Annotated in this window: 18 protein-coding genes; 6 read left to right on the top strand and 12 right to left on the bottom strand. The window is 57.6% G+C overall.

Features of this window, described 5'->3' with window-relative positions; genetic code table 11:
- Positions 1-8 precede the first annotated feature (8 nt).
- On the bottom strand, positions 9-1,358 hold the full coding sequence (locus KKW20_RS07130; protein ID WP_214567179.1) for an NAD(P)/FAD-dependent oxidoreductase: 1,350 nt from the start codon (positions 1,356-1,358) through the stop codon (positions 9-11).
- On the bottom strand, positions 1,355-2,518 hold the full coding sequence (gene argE / locus KKW20_RS07125; RefSeq protein ID WP_214567178.1) for an acetylornithine deacetylase: 1,164 nt from the start codon (positions 2,516-2,518) through the stop codon (positions 1,355-1,357). Before argE ends, KKW20_RS07130 begins: the two co-directional genes overlap by 4 nt.
- 295 nt (positions 2,519-2,813) lie before the next feature.
- Here argE and KKW20_RS07120 point away from each other — a divergent pair, with 295 nt between their 5' ends.
- From KKW20_RS07120 to KKW20_RS07105, 4 genes are all read left to right on the top strand, one after another.
- Positions 2,814-4,517, top strand: a complete 1,704-nt coding sequence (locus KKW20_RS07120; protein ID WP_214567177.1) for a peptide ABC transporter substrate-binding protein — start codon at positions 2,814-2,816, stop codon at positions 4,515-4,517.
- A gap of 66 nt (positions 4,518-4,583) precedes the next feature.
- Positions 4,584-5,594: an ABC transporter permease gene (locus tag KKW20_RS07115; protein WP_214567176.1), complete on the top strand. Its 1,011-nt coding sequence runs from the start codon at positions 4,584-4,586 to the stop codon at positions 5,592-5,594.
- Positions 5,587-6,486, top strand: coding sequence for an ABC transporter permease (locus KKW20_RS07110; RefSeq protein WP_214567175.1), 900 nt, complete (start codon positions 5,587-5,589; stop codon positions 6,484-6,486). Before KKW20_RS07115 ends, KKW20_RS07110 begins: the two co-directional genes overlap by 8 nt.
- 202 nt (positions 6,487-6,688) lie before the next feature.
- Complete coding sequence (locus tag KKW20_RS07105) at positions 6,689-7,756, top strand: YeeE/YedE family protein (protein ID WP_214567174.1); 1,068 nt, start codon at positions 6,689-6,691, stop codon at positions 7,754-7,756.
- On the opposite strand, the gene KKW20_RS07100 is transcribed toward KKW20_RS07105, so the two are convergent.
- The 10 genes from KKW20_RS07100 to KKW20_RS07055 form a co-directional block, all read right to left on the bottom strand.
- Positions 7,689-8,975 carry a DUF3422 family protein gene (locus KKW20_RS07100; RefSeq protein WP_214567173.1) on the bottom strand — a complete coding sequence of 429 codons (1,287 nt, stop codon included), beginning with the start codon at positions 8,973-8,975 and terminating at the stop codon, positions 7,689-7,691. The two genes, KKW20_RS07105 and KKW20_RS07100, sit on opposite strands and share 68 nt — an antisense overlap.
- Before the next feature lie 103 nt (positions 8,976-9,078).
- Positions 9,079-10,479 (bottom strand): UDP-N-acetylmuramoyl-L-alanine--D-glutamate ligase, encoded by a 1,401-nt coding sequence (gene murD, locus KKW20_RS07095; protein ID WP_214567172.1) that lies wholly within the window; start codon positions 10,477-10,479, stop codon positions 9,079-9,081.
- Between the two features lie 118 nt (positions 10,480-10,597).
- Positions 10,598-11,680, bottom strand: a complete 1,083-nt coding sequence (mraY, locus tag KKW20_RS07090; RefSeq protein ID WP_214567171.1) for a phospho-N-acetylmuramoyl-pentapeptide-transferase — start codon at positions 11,678-11,680, stop codon at positions 10,598-10,600.
- A gap of 32 nt (positions 11,681-11,712) precedes the next feature.
- On the bottom strand, positions 11,713-13,131 hold the full coding sequence (locus KKW20_RS07085; RefSeq protein WP_214567170.1) for a UDP-N-acetylmuramoyl-tripeptide--D-alanyl-D-alanine ligase: 1,419 nt from the start codon (positions 13,129-13,131) through the stop codon (positions 11,713-11,715).
- Complete coding sequence (locus KKW20_RS07080) at positions 13,128-14,642, bottom strand: UDP-N-acetylmuramoyl-L-alanyl-D-glutamate--2,6-diaminopimelate ligase (RefSeq protein ID WP_246534492.1); 1,515 nt, start codon at positions 14,640-14,642, stop codon at positions 13,128-13,130. Before KKW20_RS07080 ends, KKW20_RS07085 begins: the two co-directional genes overlap by 4 nt.
- A gap of 71 nt (positions 14,643-14,713) precedes the next feature.
- On the bottom strand, positions 14,714-16,498 hold the full coding sequence (locus tag KKW20_RS07075) for a peptidoglycan D,D-transpeptidase FtsI family protein (RefSeq protein WP_214567169.1): 1,785 nt from the start codon (positions 16,496-16,498) through the stop codon (positions 14,714-14,716).
- Complete coding sequence (gene ftsL / locus KKW20_RS07070; protein ID WP_214567168.1) at positions 16,495-16,836, bottom strand: cell division protein FtsL; 342 nt, start codon at positions 16,834-16,836, stop codon at positions 16,495-16,497. Before ftsL ends, KKW20_RS07075 begins: the two co-directional genes overlap by 4 nt.
- A gap of 2 nt (positions 16,837-16,838) precedes the next feature.
- On the bottom strand, positions 16,839-17,852 hold the full coding sequence (gene rsmH, locus KKW20_RS07065; RefSeq protein ID WP_214567167.1) for a 16S rRNA (cytosine(1402)-N(4))-methyltransferase RsmH: 1,014 nt from the start codon (positions 17,850-17,852) through the stop codon (positions 16,839-16,841).
- Between the two features lies 1 nt (position 17,853).
- A complete protein-coding gene (gene mraZ / locus KKW20_RS07060; protein WP_214567330.1) occupies positions 17,854-18,363 on the bottom strand; it encodes a division/cell wall cluster transcriptional repressor MraZ in 510 nt (169 codons plus the stop codon).
- A 720-nt stretch (positions 18,364-19,083) separates the two neighbouring features.
- Positions 19,084-20,160 (bottom strand): Mrp/NBP35 family ATP-binding protein, encoded by a 1,077-nt coding sequence (locus KKW20_RS07055; protein ID WP_343207562.1) that lies wholly within the window; start codon positions 20,158-20,160, stop codon positions 19,084-19,086.
- 308 nt (positions 20,161-20,468) lie between these two features.
- Between KKW20_RS07055 and KKW20_RS07050 the strand changes: the two genes are divergently transcribed.
- Together KKW20_RS07050 and dctP are read left to right on the top strand one after the other, a co-directional pair.
- Positions 20,469-20,684: a DUF1127 domain-containing protein gene (locus KKW20_RS07050; RefSeq protein ID WP_214567166.1), complete on the top strand. Its 216-nt coding sequence runs from the start codon at positions 20,469-20,471 to the stop codon at positions 20,682-20,684.
- 446 nt (positions 20,685-21,130) lie between these two features.
- A complete protein-coding gene (dctP, locus tag KKW20_RS07045) occupies positions 21,131-22,141 on the top strand; it encodes a TRAP transporter substrate-binding protein DctP (RefSeq protein WP_214567165.1) in 1,011 nt (336 codons plus the stop codon).
- The last annotated feature ends 55 nt before the right edge of the window (positions 22,142-22,196 follow it).

Genomic DNA, 22,196 nt, shown 5'->3' with positions numbered 1-22,196 from the left:
TCTCTTGGTTAAAGTGCGGGGCCAAGTTTTAGCTTTGACCCATCAAAAAAGCGCCCAAAGCGAAAGCGCGTCATGTCGTGACGGGGCCTGTGCCCCTGAACCATATCCGCCAGAATGCGACCAAATCCCGGCCCAATGCCAAAGCCATGGCCTGACATGCCGGTGGCCACGATCAGGCCCGGCAGCGGCGACACCTCATCCACAATCGGCACCACATCTGGGGTGGCGTCAATCATCCCGGCCCAGGCGCGCTCTAACGTGACCTTGCCCAGCTGCGGGAACAGCTGTTCAAATTCGTGAACCAAGGGCGTGATTTTGGCCATAGTCGGTTTGGGGTTCAGCACACGCATCCGTTCAAACGGGCTGATCGCATCATCCCCCCAACGGCGCGGCGTGGACCATGCGTCGGGAAAGCCTTTTGGCGCGGCGGAGTGATAGCGCGGCCCAAAAGGATCTTGCATCAATTGGGGCAGAAAGGCGCGAAACGCGCGAAACGCATCCGGGCCGATCATAAAGTCATGAAAGCCACTTGGGGCAAGGGTGTATCCGCCATCCGCACGCCTGCGAAAGGCCACCTCTCCTCCGCCGGTTGCGGCACCCGAAAACACGTCTGCAACGGGCGCAGTATGCGCCACGGAGGCCAGCACAGACAATTGCGGGATCGACACGCCGTGGCGGCGCAGAAAAAGCGACGACCACGCCCCACCGGCCAGCACAACACGTCCGGTTTTGATCGCGCCTTGTTCGGTGATCACACCGGTCACCCTTCCAGCAGACAGGTCCAACCCGCGCACCGCACAGTTCTCGGTGATGCGCGCGCCGTGTTTGACCGCAAGACGCGCCAATGCAGGCACCGCCAAATAGGGTTCAGCCCGCATATCCGTATCCGTCCACAGGGCGGCTTTCCAAGAGGCGCAGACATTGGGAAACAGGGCGGCAGTGTCCTTTTGATCAAGCAAGCGGGTGCTTAAGCCCGCGGATTTTGCCAATTTCATAAAGGCCTCAAACTCGGCGATGTCTTTGTCAGATTTGGCCACATAGGCGACACCGGTTTGGGTCAGGCCAATATCCGTCTCCAGCTGCGGGGCCAGCTCTTGCCACAGGGTTTGAGCCTCTTGTGCAATCGGTATTTCGGCCTGATCGCGCCCCTGCACCCGGATCCACCCCCAATTACGAGAGCTTTGCTCGCCTGCGATCCGCCCCTTTTCCAACAGCACAACATCAAGGCCATCCCGTGCCAGAAAAAGCGCAGTGGTGACCCCGATCACACCACCGCCGATGACCACAACATCAGCGGCTTTTGGCAAGGGGGTGCGATGTTCCACCGGATTGATTTCTGAGATTGGGAAGGGCTTCATTTCGACAAATCCTTCAACAGATCGCGCATAAAATCCCATCCCGCTTCGAACTGGGCCACCGAGAGGTATTCGTTGGGTTGATGGGCCTGTGCAATATCGCCCGGACCACAAATAACGGCAGAGAAACCAGCGCTCTGAAACTGGCCAGCTTCGGTGCCGTAACTGACCACATGCTGGCCATTGTCACCGGTCAAACGGCGCGCAAGCCCCTCTGCCGCCCCGTTACGTTCTGGCTGCAATCCGGGCACGAAAAAGGGGGTCGAGACGGTGATCCCCGCGTCGGGATGAATGGCCTTCATGTCGGCCTCCAGCTCAGCAATTTTGGCAAGGTAGCGACCTTTCCAGGCGGTAAGATCCTGGCCCGGCAAAGCACGCAACCCCACGACAAAACGGCACTCTTTCGCAGTGATGTTTTCCGCGGTTCCGCCACGGATCGTGCCCACATGAAGCGTTGAATAGGGCGGGTCAAACATCGCATCCACCCCGCGGGGCGTGGCACGCGCGCTTTCATCGTTTGTCTCATTGGCCCAGTTGACCAATTTTGCCGCCTGCATCACCGCAGAGACCCCGGTGTGCATCAACGAACTATGGACCTCATGCCCATGCACAGACGTCGCCCAACCGATCGCGGCTTTATGGCCTGTGACCACCTTCATCATCGAAGGTTCGCCAATGATGGCCATGGCCGCTTTGGGCAGATGTTGCGCCATCTCGGCAATCATCTGTGGTGCGCCAAGGCACCCAACCTCTTCGTCGTATGACAGTGCAATCTGTATCGGACGCTTTAGGTTTCCAGTCGTGGCGATGGGCACAGCGGCAAGCATCAGGGCCACAAACCCCTTCATATCGCAGGTGCCGCGCCCATAAATCCGTCCTTCAATTTCAACGGCTTGCCATGGGTCCGTCGCCCAGCTTTGCCCTTCAACTGGCACAACATCCGTGTGGCCAGACAGAATGACACCCCCCTCCACTTCGGGGCCAATGTGGGCATAAAGGCTCGCCTTGGTGCCGGCATCATTCTGAACGCGGGTTGACGGAACCCCGTGATGGGTCAGATACCCCTCGACCCAATCCACCAAATCCAGATTGCTGTCCCGACTGACCGTTGGGATCGACACAAGTTTTTCAAGGATTTCGCGCGGCGTCAGGTCAAATGTCATCGTGATGTCCACAGTTTGTGTGGACGCTAACGGTCGCGCGATCCTAGTGTCAAACGGCTTTTCCGGGCCACGCCCCCGATCATCATGAAATCATAGGTTGAAAGTATTGGGAAATTCCCGCATCGGGCTTGCAATTTCACAAAACACCGCCTCTGATTGCACCTATCGCCGCAAGATTTAATCTCAAATTGCGTCCGAACTGACGCTTTTTGACAACCGCTTCCTTTGAACGCGGACACAAATGGTCTATGACAGCGACTTTGGTCAGCGGTGAGCAACATTGAAGGGGAATGAAATGACACTCAAATCTACACTTTTGGCGGCCGTGGCTGTGGCGACAATAAGTGTGATGGCGGCCCGTGCTGAGCGGGGCGCAGATGGTCATTTGAACCTTCTTTATTGGCAGGCCCCCTCGATCCTGAACCCATTTCTGTCTGGCGGCATCAAAGATACGGAAGCCAGTTCGATGATTCTGGAGCCTTTGGCGCGTCATGACGAGAACGGCCAACTTGTGCCTTGGCTCGTGCGCGAAATCCCCACGGTCGAAAATGGCGGTGTGTCGGCGGATATGACCACGATCACCTGGCGGATCACGCCCGGACTGAAATGGTCGGACGGAACTAAGTTCACCGCCGATGACGTTGTTTTCACAGCTAAATACTGCATGAGCCCCGAAGGGGGATGCCAGCAGGAAAGCAAGTTCTTCGATGTGAAAACCGTGGACGCGCTGGATGATTTGACGGTTAAGGTGACGTTTGAAAAACCCAAACCTTATCCTTACGGGCCGTTTGTGGGCCATGACAGCCCGATTCTGCAAAAGGAACAGTTCAAGAACTGCGTCGGTGCGGCGGCCCCCAATTGTACGGCCGAGAATTTTGCCCCCCGCGGCACGGGCCCCTTTCGTGTGACGGATTTCAAAGCAAATGATGTTCTCACACTTGAGGCCAATCCTTTTTACCGCGATCCAGGAAAACCCGGTTTTGCCACTGTGACCCTAAAGGGCGGTGGGGATGCCGCAGGGGCGGCGCGGGCGGTCTTGCAAACGGGCGAGTTTGACTATGCCTGGAACCTGCAAATTGATCCCAGCCTTCTGGCCGAGATGGCCAAGGGCGGAAAAGGCGAGGTGATCACCGCTTTTGGAGCAGCTGTGGAACGGATGCAGGTCAATTTGACCAACCCAGATCCGGCCCTCGGACCAGATCGGTCCACTTTGAAAGGCGGCGCTCATCCGTTCCTGACCGACCCCATTGTCACCAAATCCCTTTCCATGGCGATTGACCGCACAGTGCTGGCAGAGGTCGGATACGGGGCGGCGGGTAAACCCACCTGCAATGTCTTGCCCGCACCGGCCCTTTACAGGTCTGCGGCCAATGATGATTGCCTGATACAGGATATTCCCAAGGCAAATCAAATGCTTGACGATGCCGGCTGGCTGCGTGGTTCTGATGGGATCCGCAGCAAAGACGGCGTGCGCCTGTCAATTCTGTTTCAAACCTCGACCAATGCGGTGCGTCAAGACACGCAAGCGCTTGTAAAATCCTGGTGGACGAAACTGGGGATTGAGGTTGAGCTGAAAAACGTTGCGCCGGCCGTGTATTTTGGCGGATCGCAATCCAGCCCGGACACCTATCAAAAGCATTATGCCGACATTGGCATGTTCACCAATACCTTCACCGGCTCTGACCCGGAAACATATATGAAAAACTGGACCTGCGCACAGATTCCGGCGCCAGAAAACAACTGGCTGGGCTTTAACATCCCGCGCTTTTGCAATGCCGATTATGACGCGTTGGCAGATAAGATGAGCCAAACAGCGGTGCTTGAAGACCGCGCGGCGCTGGCAATTGCAATGAATGACATGCTGGTGCAAAACGGCGCGCTCATCCCGCTGGTGCATCGCGGCGATGTGTCTGCCCGTGCCAAAAACCTGACCGGCGTTCGGATGAATTCCTGGGACAGCGAACTTTGGAATATCGCCGATTGGGGCCGCGCACAGTAATCAATACACGCATCAATGCGGCGGGCCAGACAGCGCGCCGCCCCTTTGAGGATCCAAGGCAAACACATGTTCAACTACACTCTCCGGCGGTTGATTTTTGCGGTGCCTGTGCTGGTCTTGATCAGCTTTGTAATCTTTGTCCTGATTGACTTTGCCCCCAATGACCCCACCGGCAATCTGCCCCTGACCATCCCGGCTGAGGTGCGCGAGAAAATCCGCCTTGGCCTTGGCTTGGACGAACCGACGCACATTCGCTATCTTTTGTGGTGCAAACAGTTTTTCATCAATGAACCGCTGAATGTCTTCGAACAACTCACGGGATGGTCTGTGGGTGACCCGGATCGTTTGCGCCTGCGCAGTTGGTCCACCCACAGCCCGGTGGTTGATCTCATTGCCGAACGGCTGCCACAGACATTATGGGTGGTGGGCCTGTCCTATATATTGGGCATTTGTATCGCGATCCCCATCGGCGTGATGTCGGCCTATCGCCAATTTGGCTGGTTCGACCAGATCGGCACATTTATCGCCATGGTGGGGTTTTCGGTGCCCACATTTTTCACCGGTGTTTTGATGGTGGTCGTCTTCTCGGTGCAACTCGACTGGCTTCCCTCAATCTATGACACCACCCACGAGATCACGGGCTGGTCGAGTTTTGCCTTTCAAATCAAGCAAATGATCATGCCAGTCTGTGTTCTTGCACTTTATAACGCCGCCCAGATCAGCCGCTATATGCGCGCCTCGATGGTGGACAACCTCAGCCAGGATTATGTGCGCACCGCGCGGGCAAAGGGCGTGGGCGAGCGACGTGTGGTGATGGTACATGTCTTGCGCAACGCGTTGATCCCGGTGGTCACGGTGATTGCCATGGGCGTGCCTCAAGTGTTTGGCGGCGCGATCATCACCGAACAGGTGTTTCGCGTAAACGGTCTGGGGCAATTGCTGATTTCCGGCATTCAAAGCGCCGATATCCCGCTGGTGCAAACCCTGACATTCCTGTTTGCCGTGCTGATTGTGCTGTTTAATCTGATTGCTGACCTCCTCTATGGCCTGCTCGACCCGAGGATCCGGTATGCGTAAGGCATCCCCCCTCGCCCATCGCTCGCGACCACACCATGTCTGGGCACGGTTTCGCCGCCATAAAATGGCCTATCTGGGCCTGTGGTTCTTGTTGCTGGTCACAATTCTTACGCTCCTCGGCCCAATGATCTGGACGCTGGACCCCACCACACTTGACATAGCGGCCAAGCACCAGGGGCCAAGCCTGAGGCACCCAATGGGCACCGACCAATTGGGCCGCGATCTCTTTGCGGCGATGATGATCGGTGGGCGGACAAGCCTTATGGTTGGGTTTATGGCGATGTTCCTGTCGCTCGTTTTGGGCACATGTGTCGGGATGATCGCAGCGGTGTTCAAACCGCTTGATGGGCCGTTGATGCGCCTAACGGATCTTTTCCTCGCGCTGCCCATGCTGCCACTTTTGCTGGTGGTCATTATGCTCTGGCGCGACAGTTTGCGCACGGCTTTTGGCCCAGAAAGCGGCGTATTCATTCTGGTCGTTTGCGTCATCAGCATCACCAGCTGGATGCAAACCGCACGCATTGTGCGTGGCGAGGTACTGGCCCTGAAAGAACGCGAGTTCATTTTGGCGGCGATCTCACTTGGCGCAGGGCCGCGGCACCTGATCTGGCAACATATTCTGCCAAATGTACTCAGCCCCATCTTTGTCTCTGCCACGTTGGGGTTTGCCTCTGCCATTCTCACCGAAAGCGCGCTGTCATTTCTGGGGCTTGGTTTTCCATCGGATTTCCCCACCTGGGGGCGGCTGCTGTTTGATGGTACAAACTATATGACCCTCACGCCCGCACGGGTGATTTGGCCGGGGTTGGCACTTTCACTGACCGTCTTATCCGTCAATTACATTGGCGATGGGTTGCGCGATGCCATGGATCCACGCGCAGACACCCAGTAACAAAAAAGGCCGTGCGGGTTGTGCATTGCACAAATGTCAGATCATTCCCCTGCTGAGGCGCAGGCGGGCAGAATAAAGTTTTCGAAAGGGCGCTGGCGCAGAACATTATCCCCCATCAATGCCGCCAAGACATCAAAATCCCCTTGATTCACCCAACACTGATCTGCATTTGGAACATATTCCCAAAAGCGGAGATATGAAGATGTTCGAGACATTGGGCTTTGAAACCCTCACCCCACGCAGCGCCTCTGTCCTGTTAGGTACGTCCCTTGGCCTGGCATTCGGCGTATTGGCATTCCTCTCCCGTTTTTGCCTGCGCCGTGGATTGGTTGGCACAGCGTCCGAACGTCACTCCGCTTTGACCACCTGGCTCTTGGCGCTGGCCGTGGCCGTCATCGGCACACAAGCCGCCGTCTGGGCCGGGTGGATCAATTTTGCTGAACACCGCTTTTTGGCCCCTGACCTGCCGCTGGTTGAAATCCTTTTGGGCGGTGTCATGTTTGGCGTGGGCATGGTGCTGACCCGTGGCTGCCTGTCGCGCCTAACGGTGCTGGCCGCCACCGGGAACCTGCGTGCGCTGGTTGTGCTTGGCGTCGCAGCCCTGACGGCCCTTGCAACGCTGAAAGGCGCCATCGCCCCCCTGCGGCTGGGCTTAGAAGACATGACTGTCGCCGCCCCACCCCTACCAACTTGGCTTGCAATCGCGCCCGTTGTCGCCGTCGCCGGAATGCTCGCACGCCATCGCCCGACACTGGGTCAGCTGACCCTTGGCGCCCTGATCGGGGCCTTGGTCCCTTTGGCTTGGGTTGGCACAGGTTTGGTGTTGCAAGACGAGTTTGACCCGATCACCTTTGAAAGCCTCGCCTTCACCGCCCCTTGGGCCGACAGCCTGTTTTGGACGGTTGCCGCCTCTGCTGTGTCCGGGAACTTTGGCACAGGTCTGATTGGCGGCGTTCTGGCCGGGGCGCTTTTAACCGCGCTTCTGACCCGCCAGTTTGCTTGGCAGAGCTTTGAAAGCGCGGGCCAAATGGGGCAATACCTTACCGGAGGCGCCTTGATGGGGATGGGCGGTGTCTTTGCTGGCGGCTGTACTGTGGGGGCTGGAATGTCCGGCCTCTCCACCCTGTCGTTTGCCGCATTCGTGGCCCTGGGGTCGATTGTTCTTGGGGCGCTCGCCGCAGATCGCCTGCTGACCCGCCGCCTTAATCGTCAATCGAATGTCGGATCCGTCGCACCATCAGCCACACCAGCAACACCACCGGCAGCGTAAGCCCGGCGGTCAGCATCCCCTTGGAAATACCCAACATTCCCGTCAGCGGATAGGTGAAATAGCTGGCCAGAGAAACCGCATAATAGCTGATCGCCACCACCGACAGCCCCTCAACCGTTTCTTGCAACCGCAGCTGAAGATGGGCCCGCTTATCCATGCTTTCAAGCAAAGCCTGGTTCTGGGCGGAACGTTCCACGTCCACACGCGTTCGCAGCAGATCCCCTGCCCGCATCGCACGGCTCGCCATCGACGCAAGCTGCGTTTCTGCGCTCACGACAGTGCGCATCGCCGGATCATAGCGGCGCATCATAAACTCTGCCAGCGTTTGACGCCCTTCAAACCGCTCTTCGCGTAGCGCATTGATGCGCTGATGCACGATGGCTTCATAGGCTTTGGTGGCCCCCAAACGAAACGACGTCGAGGCCATCATTTCCTCCAGCTCTGCTGAAATTGCCAAAAGTTCGTCCAACGTGCTTGTTGGGGCTTCGTTGGATTTGGTCATGGCGCTGACCAGATCAGCCAGTTCACTGTCGACCTGCCCCAAACGGCGGTGCAAATCGCGCGCAACCGGCAGACCCAGCATTGAAACGGTCTTATACGTCTCGATCTCGCAAATCCGCTGCACAATTCGCCCGACCCGGCGCTTGCCGGTGTTCGCTGTGATAAAGGCGACAAAGCGCATATGCCCGGCGGTATCAATCCGAAAGTCGCCCGCAACCATGGCTGCCCGGTCCAGAACCCAAGTGGCCGTCACGCTTTCAGGGACAAACCATTTGGAAATGGCCGATGACATCTGGGCCTCATCTGCCGGCATGTCTTCGATGCGGATATGGGCCGAGGTGATCCGCTTTCCGGGCGCCGCCTCCAGCCATTCCTCGGGGAAGACATCAAAGGCAGACGGGTCAAATGCACGCGCCGTCAAAGTTTCGCCAAACACTGTGTAGGTCACAAATTCCGTGTGCTGTTCCCATTTCAGCTGATACCGGCCAATCTCTCCGAAATAGTGGTTGGCGCCAGGGCTGGGATGGGGCGCGCCGAAGCGATCCAACAGCTGGATCAAATGGTCCCGGTCAAGATCCCGGTCGCGACTTGCCGCATTTTTCGGGCGCTTCACCGCGAGGTAAACCGCCACTCCCGGCGTTTGCAACGCTGGGGACGGGCGGGCATGCAGCTCGTTGGCCAAGGCATACCGATCGGGGTGATCTTCCAGTGAAAACATTCTGCGCTTCTCCTCCGCCCAACACGTAGCAGAGCGCGCGCACATTGCAAGCCTTTATAAACACGTCACTTTTTTCGGTTTTTGTATGCGGCGGGATACAAAGTTAACCTATGCAGGTCTGTACGATCCGCGTAAAGTCCTCGCCGCGTTTTTCAAAATCTGGATATTGATCGAAGGATGCTGCCGCAGGGGCAAGCAGGACCGTATCCCCCGCCTTTGCCTCTTGGGCGGCCAGATGCACCGCGCGCTCCATTGTTTCGCAAATCTCATAGGGCAAATCCCCGAGTTGCAAGGAAAATTCCCGCGCGGAGTGGCCGATCAAATAGGCTTTGCTGACCCCTTTCAGGGCGTCCTTCAGGCTCTCAACGCCGCCCTCTTTGCCCAGTCCCCCAGCGATCCAGCGGATGTTCTTAAAGGCCCCCAAAGCGGCGCGCGCGCTGTCGACATTGGTGGCTTTGCTGTCATTCACAAATGACACACCGTCTTTTTCCCCGACAAATTGCGAGCGGTGCGGAAGACCTTTGAAACTTTTGAACGCCGCTTCTATCTGGCGCGGGGCCAAATTCAGCGTGCGACATGCCGCATAGGCGCAACAGGCGTTTTGGTGGTTGTGACTGCCGGGCAGACCGCGAATGTTGCGCAGGTCGATGGACGCCACCTGACGCCCTTTGCGGTACTCAGACAAGAACCCTTTGCGCGCAAAAACCTGCCAGCCTGGGCCGGTGAGCTTGCGATCGACCGACACACGGATCACACGATCATCGGCGGGCCCTTCGGACAGTTGGCCAGCCAGATAGGCACCTTCGTTCTCGTCCACACCAATCACCGCACGATCAGGTCCGCCTTCCGCAAACAGCCTGCGTTTGGCGGCAAAATACCCGCCCATGCCACCATGGCGATCCAGATGATCGGGCGACAGATTGGTAAAAATCCCCACATCCGGGGTCAACGCGCGGGCCAGTTCGGTTTGATAGCTCGACAGTTCCAACACCACCACTTCGCCGTCATGCGCGGGGTCGATATCCAGCACGCCACGGCCGATATTGCCCGCAAGCTGCGCGGGGCGGCCGGCCTCTTCCAAGATGTGATGGATCAGCGCGGATGTTGTTGATTTCCCATTGGATCCGGTGATGGCCACCACTTTGGGCATGGTCGCAAAACCGTCCCAATCCTCGGTCGCGAAGCTACGAAAGAACAGGCCGATGTCATTGTCGACTGGCACGCCGGCTTGCAATGCACGGGCGATAATCGGGTTTGGCTCTGGGTAAAGATGCGGAATGCCGGGGCTGACGATCAGGGCCGAGATATCCTCCCACACGTTGGCTTTGGACAGGTCACACAGCTCAAGCGCTTGTCCTTCGGCACGGTCGCGCGCCTCTTGCCCATCGTCCCAGCAAAGCGCAATGGCGCCGCCCTCTTCCAGCGCATGTGCAGCGGCAAGGCCGGATCGCCCAAGGCCGAGTACCGCCACTTTTTGCCCTTGATAACCTCTGACCGGGATCATGTGTGCCCTTTCCAAACCGCAGATGCTTTTCCAAATCGCTACCTGAAAAGCTGTGAAAACAAAAGCCCCGCCGCTTCACTTCGAAGGACGGGGCGATTTTTTGGTAAACTCGGATGGGTCAGCGAACTTTCAGCGTCGCCAGACCAACCAAAGCAAGGATCAGCGAAATGATCCAAAAGCGGATGACGATTTGCGGTTCTTTCCAGCCGAGGTGTTCAAAATGGTGATGAATCGGTGCCATCAGGAACACACGCTTTCCAGTGCGTTTGTAGTAAAGCACCTGAATGATCACCGAAAGCGCCTCGACCACAAAAAGCCCGCCAACAATCGCCAAGACGATCTCGTGCTTGGTGGCCACTGCGATCGCGCCCAAGGCACCGCCCAAAGCAAGCGATCCTGTGTCGCCCATAAAGACCGCCGCAGGTGGCGCATTGTACCACAAAAAGCCCAAACCGCCGCCAATGAGGGCAGAGGTGAAGATAAAGAGCTCGCCGGTGCCGGGCACATAATGCACATCCAGATACTCGGTGAAATCAACCCGGCCCACCGCATAGGCAATCACGCCCAGAGTGCCCGCCGCAATCATCACCGGCATGATCGCCAGACCATCCAGACCATCGGTCAGGTTCACCGCATTGGCGGCCCCGACAATGACGATCATCACAAAGGGGATGAACAGATAGCTCATATACAAAAGGCTGTCTTTAAGCACCGGAAAGGCCAGTTGATATTGCAGATCCACCGGGTGATAGGCCGTGGCCCAGACGCCCGCAATGGCCGAAATAACCAGCCCAAGCGCCATGCGAATGCGCCCGGACACACCGGCTGTGTTGTTCTTGGACACTTTGGCGTAATCATCGGCAAAGCCAATCAAACCAAAGCCATAGGTGACAAACAGCGTAATCCAGACATAAGGATTATCGAGCCGCGCCCACATCAAGGTCGCCACCAAAAGCGCCGACAAGATCAACAGCCCGCCCATGGTTGGCGTGCCTTGCTTTTCCTTGTGGCTTTCGGGGCCATCATCGCGGATCGGCTGGCCTTTGCCTTGCCGCTTTCGCAGAATGTTGATCAGCGGTTTGCCAAAGATAAACCCAAAGATCAGCGCGGTAAAAAACGCACCACCCGCCCGAAATGTGATGTAGCGAAACAGGTTGAACACGTCGCCACCATCGGAAAACTCGGTAAGCCAATACAACATCTGGAACGTCCTTTACTGGGGCTTTACTAGGGTTAGCGGTGCGGATGACCCAATTTGCGGATCGCGTCAACCGCTAGGCTGACCTTCGACCCTTTGGATCCCTTTACCAGAATAATATCACCTGCATCCACTAGGGACGCAACGCATGAGGCAAGTTCCGGGGCGGTTTCGACCCATTTGCCCTGTTGATCACCTGACAAAGCCTGCCACAGCGCCTTCATCCGCGGCCCAACGCAATGCACCCGGTCAAGAGCAGCAAGATGGGGAAGATCCGCGATCGCGATGTGAAGCGCCGCCTCGTCCGGGCCAAGCTCTAACATATCGCCCAAAATTGCGATCCGGCGTCCTTTGTGAAGGCGGCCTATACCATCCTTTGGCATCATCACCGACAGCACCTCTAATGCCGCCGCCATCGAGGTAGGGTTGGCGTTAAACGCATCGTCAATCAGCGTAAGCCCAAGACCTTCTGCCGCATCCAAAATCACCTCTTCACGCGTGCCGCGCCCCGCAGGGGGGTGCCATAGCGGCATGTCACGCGCCGCCAGGGTCACGTCGGCCCCAAGCGCGTGGACCGCGACCAAAACACCAAGCGCGTTGCTGGCAAAATGCCTCCCGGCAGTCGATATTTTAAAAAGATATTCGACCCCACAGACCATGCCCTTACAGATCGTCGCCTCTTCGGTCAGACCCACATGGGTCAGATGGTTGGGCAGGTCAGCGCTGGCACCAAATTGTTCAACCTGCGCAGTGCCCGCAGCCTTCAGCAAAATCGGCGTGGTGTCGAGATCCCCGTTCACAACGGCAATCCCTCCGGGCTCCAGCCCTTCAAAAATCGCGCCTTTTTCACGCGCAATGCCACTGATATCGTCAAACGCTTCTAAATGGGCGGCGGCAACTGTGGTGACCATTGCCACATGCGGGCGGGCCATTTTCGCCAAGGGGGCGATTTCTCCGGGGTGGTTCATGCCAATTTCAATGACTGCAAAATCAGCATCCGCAGGCATACGCGCCAAGGTTAGGGGCACGCCCCAATGATTGTTGTAACTGGCTTCTGCTGCGTGGGTCTTACCCTGAGGGGTCAACACCGCGCGCAGCATTTCCTTGGTCGATGTCTTGCCAACCGATCCTGTAACCGCAATCACACGCGCCTTGGTGCGCGCGCGCGCCGCCTTACCCAGGGCTTCCAGAGCGGGCAAAACATCATCAACCAGCAACAGAGGCGCATCTTCAGACACGCCCTCGGGGATATGACTGACAAGGGCGGCCCCGGCCCCGTTTTTAAGCGCCTGCGCCACAAACTCGTGGCCGTCACGCGCAGCTTTCAACGCCACAAACAGATCGCCGGGCTGCAAGGTCCGGGTGTCAATCGACACGCCATCCACAGACCAATCCCCCCCAAGAACCTTGCCCCCGGTCGCACCCCCTGCGTCTTTTGCGGTCCACAACGTCATGCGATTTTCCCGTCTAATGCCGCCACCGCGACCGAGGCTTGCTCCACATCGTCAAATGGTAAAATGTCATCGCCCACGGTCTGCCCCGTCTCGTGACCCTTCCCCGCGATCAACAGCGTGTCCCCGGCCCCAAGCGCATCCACGCCGCGCAAAATCGCCTCGGCCCGGTCACCCACATTGGTCGCATCAGGACAGCCTTCCATCACCATGGAGCGGATCAGTGCAGGCTCTTCGCTGCGCGGATTGTCGTCAGTGACAAACACCACATCGGCGTTTTCCGCCGCGGCCTGTCCCATCAAAATACGTTTTGAGGTGTCGCGGTCCCCGCCCGCGCCAAAAACCACAACCAAACGCCCCAAAACATGCGGGCGCATGGCACGAAGCGCGGTGCGCAACGCATCTGGCGTATGGGCGTAATCCACAAAAACAGAGGCGCCATTGTCACGGGTCGCGGCATGTTCCATCCGGCCCCGCACGGTCACAAGATCCTTAAAGGTCTCAAACACATGCGCAGGCTCCGCCCCACAGGCAATGACCAATCCAGCGGCCAAAAGGACGTTTTCTGCCTGAAACCCACCGATCAAGTTCAGCCGTGCGGTGTGCATGTGGCCAAGCCACGTAAAACGCAGATCCTGCCCGGTGCCATCAAAGCGGCGGGCCTGAAGGCGCAAATCGCAATCCTCAGATGTACCAACGCGCAGCACTTGTTGCCCACGCCCCTCTGCCACGGCCAACATGTCACGCCCTTTTGGATCATCCATATTAATCACCGCCGTGCCATCATCAGGCAAAACCCGCGCAAACAGCCCGGCCTTGGCCGCGAAATACTCCTCAAAGGTTTCGTGGTAATCGAGATGGTCTTGGGTGAAATTGGTAAACCCGGCCGCTTTCAGGCGCACACCATCCAGGCGGCGCTGCGCAAGCCCGTGGCTGGATGCTTCCATCGCGCCGTGGGTGATGCCTGCGCCTGCCATGTCCGCCAAAACGCGGTGCAAGGTGATCGGTTCCGGCGTGGTGTGCCCCAAGGGCGCGGCGTAAGCCCCCTCAACGCCTGTCGTGCCCAAATTGGCAGCTTCAATACCCAAGAGCATCCAGATTTGCCGGGTAAAACTGGCCACAGAGGTCTTTCCGTTGGTGCCGGTCACGGCCACCATATTTTCTGGTTGCGCCCCGAACCAAAGCGCCGCGGCATAGGCCAAGGCCATGCGCGGGTCTTCCACCACAACCAAAGCCGCATCAGAGGCGGCCAACTCGTGGGCGGCAATCCGCGCGCCTTCTGGATCGGTCAGGATGGCGCCGGCTTGCATGCGCAAGGCATATTGGATGAATTCGCCGCCATGCACCCGCGCGCCGGGAAGGGCCGCAAACAAATGACCGGGCTTAACCAACCGACTGTCCACCGACAGTCCTGTAATCTGGCCAGACGTTTGCGCCTCAGTCCCAGCTTGATGCCCATCTTGGGCGGTCAGCCCCAAATCCGCGAGCGTTTTCATGTTTGTAGCTTCGGCCATAGGGCCCCCTCAAATCATAACACCTGTGCAAGCGGGCCATTCAGACCATTTTGACCGTCACACCCACTTGCTTAGTTTGAGGTGAGTGTTAGCCCAGTTGGGTCCAAAGGTTCAACGGTTGGCTTTAGCCCAAGCAAGGGCGCCGCCCTGCGGATGATTTCTGCCGCCACCGGAACCGCCGTCCAACCGGCCGTGCGGCGCGGTTTTGGACCAGAGGTTTCCACCGGCTCGTCCAAGGTCACGATCAGCACATATTTCGGGTCATTCGCCGGAAACAGGCTCGCAAAGGTGTTGATCACCTTGTTGTCGTAATAGCCACCGCGCGGCTTGGGTTTATCCGCCGTGCCGGTTTTGCCCGCCACTTGATAGCCCTCCACTTCGCCAAAAGACGCGGTGCCTTTGGTGACCACTTTGCGCAGCATCTCACGCGCAGCAGACGCCGCCGCAGGGGTCATCACCTGTGTCCCGCGCGCCACGCTGGTTTGCTTTAATACCGTCGGCTTCACCGTATAGCCCCCATTGGCAATCGCCGCATAACCCGCCGCCAAATGCATCGGGGTCGAGGACAGACCGTGGCCATATGAAATGGTCACCGAGCTGAGCTTGCCCCAGCGCTTGGGCAGCAAAGGCTGGGATCCTTGCGCTTCGACAATCTCAAACGGGGTGCGTTCAAAAAAACCTAAGGATTTAAGGAACTCCTGCTGACGGTCCGGCCCAATTTCCAACGCAAGCCGCCCGGTGCCCCGGTTTGAGGATTTCACGATGATGTCTGACACACTGAGTTTGCCGTAATTCTTGCCCTTGAACTCACCAATGCGGAATTTGCCGATTTTCAGCGGAATGCCCGTGTCGATCACCGTGTTTGGGTTCACAAGCCCCAGATCCATCGCCTGAATGGCTGCAAAAATCTTGAAGGTCGAGCCAAGCTCATACACGCCCTGCACCGCACGGTTGAAAAGCGGGCTGTCGGATTGATCCCCCTCAGTTAACACGCGCGGGCGGTTGTTTGGGTCGAAATCCGGCAAGGACACAACCGAGATCACTTCGCCGGTATAGACATCCATCAACACAGACGCCGCCCCTTTGGCGTTCATCAGTTTCATGCCACCATAAAGCACCTGTTCGATGGCGGATTGCACCGTCAGGTCCAAAGACAGTTCAAGCGGCGCACCGCCGTTGGCCGGATCACGCAGATAGTCATCAAACTGTTTTTCCACGCCAGCAACGCCGATGACCTCTGCCGCGGCCACGCCTTCGCGCCCAAAACTGGCCCCACCAAGCACATGGGCGGCCAGATGACCATTCGGGAACAGGCGCATTTCACGCGGGCCAAACAATAAGCCCGGCTCGCCGATATCAAACACAGCCTGCTTTTGCTCAGGGCTAATTTTCTTTTTGATCCACAGGAACTTACGCTTGCCAGTGAAATCCTTGATCAACCGATCCACCTTGAGATCAGGAAAGATTTTCACCAGTTCACCCGCCGCGCGCTCCGGGTCCACCATCTGCGGTGGTTGGGCATAAAGGGCGTGGGTGACAAGGTTTGTCGCCAAGATCCGCCCATTGCGATCCACAATATCGGCACGCGCCGTGGCAATGCTCGCGCCCGCAACCTCAGCACGCGGTTCCTGTGCTTCCGTCGCGGACAGCATCGCCATCCGCGATCCAACGACGATGAAGGCCGACAGAAACATACCGGCCAAAACCAGCAAGCGCCCTTCGGTTTGAAAACGCACTTTGTCGCGGATCACTTCGTGACGTTGGTTCAGGTTTTCGCGCTCAATCGCGTCCGGGTTTTCCCCCTTTGCGCGGGCGTCCAGAATACGGGCAAGGGGGCGAAGGGGGGTGCGGCTCATTGCGAAATCTCCGCGCTGACATCCACCGTATTTGCGACAGCAAGCGGATCATTTGAAGGGTATGCGATTTGATCCACACGGCCAAATTGCTCCGGCGCAAGGGGCAACAACCCCAAACGATCAAAGTTCATTTCGGCCAAATCCCGCAAGCGATCCGGGCGGTTCAAATAGGCCCATTCAGCACGCAATACCGACAGCTCTTCTTGCATCCGGCCGATTTCCCCTTGCAGGGTTTCGACATTATCCAGGGCGGCCTGAGTTTTGTAGTTTTCGGAATAAGCCCAATAAATCAAACCCATAACCGCGAGGGCAGAACACACATATAACAGCGAGCGCATCATTACATACCTTTGATGGCAAGTTTCGGAAGACCCAGTTTCACCCGGTCCGGCAGCCCCGCCGGGGCATCCGTTCGCGTGGCGACCCGCAACCGGGACGAGCGCGAACGCGGGTTTTCCGCAAGCTCTTGATCATCCGGCCCGATGGCCTTTTTGGGGGTCAGTAAAAAGCGCGGCGTTTCTTCGGCCACTTCAGGTGCATACCGCGACCCTCCGCCACCTGCGGACGCACGCGCCTGCAAAAACCGCTTAACAACCCGGTCTTCCAAAGAATGAAACGTCACAACGGCCAGCTTGCCGCCGGGTTTCAGCGCGCGTTCAGCGGCCTCTAACCCTTCGATCAGCTGACCAAATTCATCGTTCACCGCAATACGGATCGCCTGAAAACTGCGCGTGGCCGGATGGCTTTGGCCGGGCTTTGCGCGCGGCAGGCATTTTTCAATCACATCCGCGAGTTGCAGCGTTGTTTCAAATGGGGTCTCGGCGCGGGCGCGCAAAATGGCTTTGGCGATCCGGCGCGACAGCCGCTCTTCGCCATAATGGTAAAGGATATCGGCGATCTCATCTTCGCCCGCCTCATTGACCAGATCCGCGGCTGACGGGCCAGATTGGCTCATCCGCATATCAAGCGGGCCGTCTTTCATGAAGGAAAACCCACGTTCGGCCATATCAAGCTGCATGGAGCTGACGCCCAGATCCAGAACAACCCCGTCAAGGGGGCGCCCTGCAAGCTGATCAAGGTCCGAAAACGTGCCTTCGCACAGCGCAAGCCGGTCGCCGTAGTCACCGGCCCAGGCCTGCGCCATTTCAAACACCATCGGATCGCGGTCAATTCCAGCCACCCAATCGGCCCCGGCGTCCAAAAGCCCACGCGTGTATCCACCCGCACCAAAGGTGCCATCGGCCCAATCGCCAGACACAGTTCCAGTTGCAGAAGAGACCGCCTCAAGGAGCGGCCTCAGCAACACCGGCACATGCGGTTTTTTTTCAGGGTGATCAGAAGGCGCCGCAGTCATCTCATTCCCCTGCCCCGCTTACGCCCGACAAGAGGGTCAGCGGATCAAAATCATCAGGCTGGTCATCCAACCACGCCTCGGTGCGGGCCATTTCAACCTCTTCAAAGGTCTCTGGGTTCCAGATTTGAAAAGTATCACCGGTGGCCATGAAAAACGCTTCTTTCTCCAACCCGATCTTCTGACGCAGCTTGGCCGGCAGCACGAGGCGCCCGGTTTCATCCACGGAGGTCGGGAAGGATTGGCCGTTAAACAGACGTTCCAACATGCGCCGCTCAACCGAGCCACGGGGCAGTTTCGCAATCTGTTCATCAACTTCGTCGATGGCCTCAATCGTGTAACATTCCAAATAGTTACGACGGTGATCGCCATATACGATGACAAGATTGGGGTTCAGACCTTCGGTGTAATCAGGATCGCCGGCTTCCAACACACGGCGAAACAGGGCTGGGATCGAGACCCTGCCCTTTGTGTCCACCTTATGTTGGCTTTCGCCTCTGAACCTGCGTGCCACGCGTCCGGTCCCTTTCCTGTCCTCACCCGCCTCGTCTGAACTCTTGTGGATCATCACGAGGCCTTAAATTAAAAACGGTGGATTGATCTGCTGCCACTGATCAATCCACCGCCAAGCCCGTTGCCGGGTGTCCAGTCACGCGCGCCACCTGGGGGGATGTCTGCTCGCGTACGCGCCGGATCTCTTATCTTGATGAAAGCGGGTGCCTGTATGAAACCTGACTTGGGAGTGTCACGAGGTCTTGCTGCCTCTTAATTCCCGTCCTCATCATGCATACAGTGATAGCCTGGGAAATCATGGGAAGCAATACCCCTAGATGGGATTTTTTGGAAAATTACGCAAACCACACCCCCAATTGCAGCCTTATAACATTGAAGAATTCGGCAAAAACCACGAAATATAGGCGAGCATGCAGCGAAAGCACACTACATATAGAGGTGCAGAAAAAGTTCCATTTTCGCCCATAATTTCCCAAATATTTTTAAACTCAGCACTAAATGAGCGAAAAACATCCTGGAATCCAGCAAAATTCCATACTTTTCCCATGGAAATTCCAATGACGAGTCACAAAAGAAAGACCTGACCCACGATTTCCCACCCCATAATGGCGATCTGTCCCATGAATTCCCGGCGCGCGCCCAACACGCCCTGCTACAACGCAAAACGCCCACCTTCCGGCGGGCGCTTCTTGTCTTTGATACACTGTGAACTGGAAACGCTCTAGGCTAGTCCGCGACCAATCAGGTCCTGCGCGATGCACGCGTAAGCGTCCGCAGCGGCCCCACCCTCAAGTACAGCGGGCGCCCCGGCATCCCCCGCCAGACGCACATCCAACGACAGGGGGATTTCGCCAAGGAACGGCGCACCAAGCTCTTCGGCCTCGGACTTCACGCCGCCATGGCCAAACAAATGGGCCTCATGACCACAGCTTGGGCAAACATAGCTCGACATGTTTTCGATCAGACCCAGAATGGGGATATTCACCTTGCCAAACATGTCGATCGCCTTGCGCGCATCCAAAAGCGCCACGTCTTGCGGGGTTGAAACAATCACCGCGCCCGAGATTTGCGACTTTTGCGCCAGCGTCAGCTGCACGTCGCCCGTGCCCGGCGGCAAATCAATGATCAACACATCCAAGGGGGCCCATTCGACCTGAAACAACATCTGTTGCAGCGCGCCCATCAACATGGGGCCGCGCCAGATCACCGATTCCCGATCCGACTTTAGCATCAAGCCGATTGACATCAGTTTGACGCCATGCGCCTCAACCGGCACCAGCATTTCACCGTTGGGGCTTGAGGGACGTTCATTGGTGCCCATCATCCGCGGCTGGCTTGGCCCCAGAATATCGGCGTCCAGCAGGCCAACTTTGCGCCCCGCCTTTGCCAAGGACACCGCAAGGTTTGAACTGACCGTGGATTTCCCCACACCCCCTTTGCCAGACGCGATCGCAATCACGTTCTTCACGCCCGGCACCGCCAACGGCCCCGCTTGTGGTTTTGGATGACCGCCAATTTTCAGGTTTGGCGCGGGCTTTGACGGCTGCGCGGGGCCATGCGCGGTCAGCACCACGGACACCTTTTCAACCCCATCAAGTGCCGCAACCGCCGCTTCTGCCGCACGGCGCTGTGGTTCAATTTTGGCGGCCATATCGGCGTTTTCAGCTTCGATCACAAAACTGACCTTGCCCCCGTCAATCAAAAGCGCACGCACCATATCACGAGAGGCAAGATCCCCCCCGTCGGGCAAAGCGATAGAAGACAGAACAGACATAATTTCGTCGCGCGTTTGGGTCACAGCCACCTCCAGAAGCAATTCAGAGCACACATTTGCCGCGTTTTTCACCAGACACAAGGGGGCGCGACACTCCACCCCACACAATCAACCCTGATTTTTGGCCGCGGCAGATTAATGTAACGGTTTTGTGAGGATAGGTCAGTACTACGTATGCATTTTCTGCATAGCGGCATTGAGTGATCCAGGGATTGTGCAGTTGCAGCGTTAGCGCCATTTATCCCCCAACGACGCCAAGAACGGCGCCACCTGATTTTAGCGGCAAAGCCGCAAACCGAAACGCGCAAGCACACGAAGAGTGAGTACATAGCATGGCACATGCAACCGAGATCTTTAACGCCCACGCCGGCATCGTTGACCGCCTGTTCGCAACCGTTGCGACCTGGAAAGAAGCCCAAGCAAAACGCGGCCTCTATCGCGAAACCGTTCGTGAATTGAACAATTTGTCGACCCGCGAGCTGGGCGACCTGGGCATCGCCCGCAGCGAAATCTCTTCGATCGCTCGCAAAGCCGCTTACGGCGCATAACGTTTCCCGCGCACCGCTCTCCTCCCTGCGGTGCCGCGAATGACGGCGGGGGCTACCTCCTCCCGGCCCCCGCCAGTCACCTTTTTCGGGCCAGTTTCCTCCTCCCTAGCTGGCTCATGGGACGCGGCAGCATCTTACCTCCTCCCAAGAGGCTGCCGCTCCCCCAAAGTTACGAACCACCCCTTCCTCCTCCCGGGGTGTTCGCATCGCCAAAAAGATCTCCTCCCTGATCTTGATGGCAGCTGAAATGGCCCGCTCCTCCCTGAGGGCCACATCAGAAAAGACGGCGACGCCCCTCCTCCCGGGCGTCGCCGTTTGTTTTTTGCGGCTCCAATCCTTCTGCGCACACAAACACCAGACCTTTTTTCCATTTGGTCAGAATTGGGCATTGGCAGCTCGCCACAAAGATGTAAGCTTTGGGCATCTGCGTGATCTGGGAGGAAAACATGCACAAATTTATCACCCGCGGGGCTGTTGCCGCGCTGTCTCTTGCTTTTGCAACCGAAGCCATGGCAACCGAATGGAGCGTTTCCGTCTGGGGCAAACGCCGCGCGTTTACGGAACATGTGGAAAAGCTGGCCGAATTGGTCGCCGCCAAAACCAATGGCGAATTCACTCTGAATATTTCCTACGGCGGTCTGTCAAAGAATAAGGAAAACCTGGACGGTATTTCCATTGGCGCGTTTGAAATGGCACAGTTTTGTGCCGGGTATCACCGCGATAAAAACCCCTCGATCACCGTTCTGGAACTGCCCTTTCTCGGCGTGACCTCGCTTGAACAGGAACGAGATTTGTCGATGGCGCTGTATCAGCACCCGGCGGCAGTGGCGGATCTGGCGCGGTGGAACGCCACCCTTTTGATGCCATCACCTTTGCCACAATATAATCTGGTTGGGGTCGGTGATGCGCCTGCCACACTCGCAGATTTCAAGGGGCTTTCCGTACGCGCCACCGGCGGCATTGGCCAAGCCATGGCAACCATCGGCGCGGTCCCGACCTCTATGTCGGCGACCGAAGTGCGTCAGGCGATGGATTCGGGCGTCGTCAAGGCCGTCAGCTTTGCCCCCCACGCGCATATGTCATTTGGCACAATTGAAAATGCCACATGGTGGACCACCAACCTGAACCCCGGCACGGTGAATTGCCCCGTTGTGGTGAACTCTGACGCATTGGCCGACCTGCCTGACGCCCAGCGCGACGCGCTTTTGGGTTCGGTCGACGAGGCCCTTGACCACTATATTGACAATTACAACAACAAAACCATGGCCGCTTGGGGACCTGCGCTGGACGAGCGTGGCATTCAACGGGTGACTTTCACCGACGCTGAGCTTGCTGCCTTTAAGGATGCCGCCGCAGCACCCGCGGCCAAAGCCTGGATCGAAGAGAACACCGCCCGCGGCCTGCCCGCACAGGAGCTCTATGACATGGTTACCGGGATGATTGCCAAAGGCATGTAACCCACCAGCCCGCGCGGAAAGACCCCGCGCGGGCCTTTTTCTATACAGGGAGCCT

Origin of the sequence: Aliiroseovarius lamellibrachiae, from assembly GCF_018599245.1 — a bacterium.
Taxonomy (GTDB): domain Bacteria; phylum Pseudomonadota; class Alphaproteobacteria; order Rhodobacterales; family Rhodobacteraceae; genus Aliiroseovarius; species Aliiroseovarius lamellibrachiae.
This window is presented reverse-complemented; position numbering and strand designations above follow the sequence as displayed.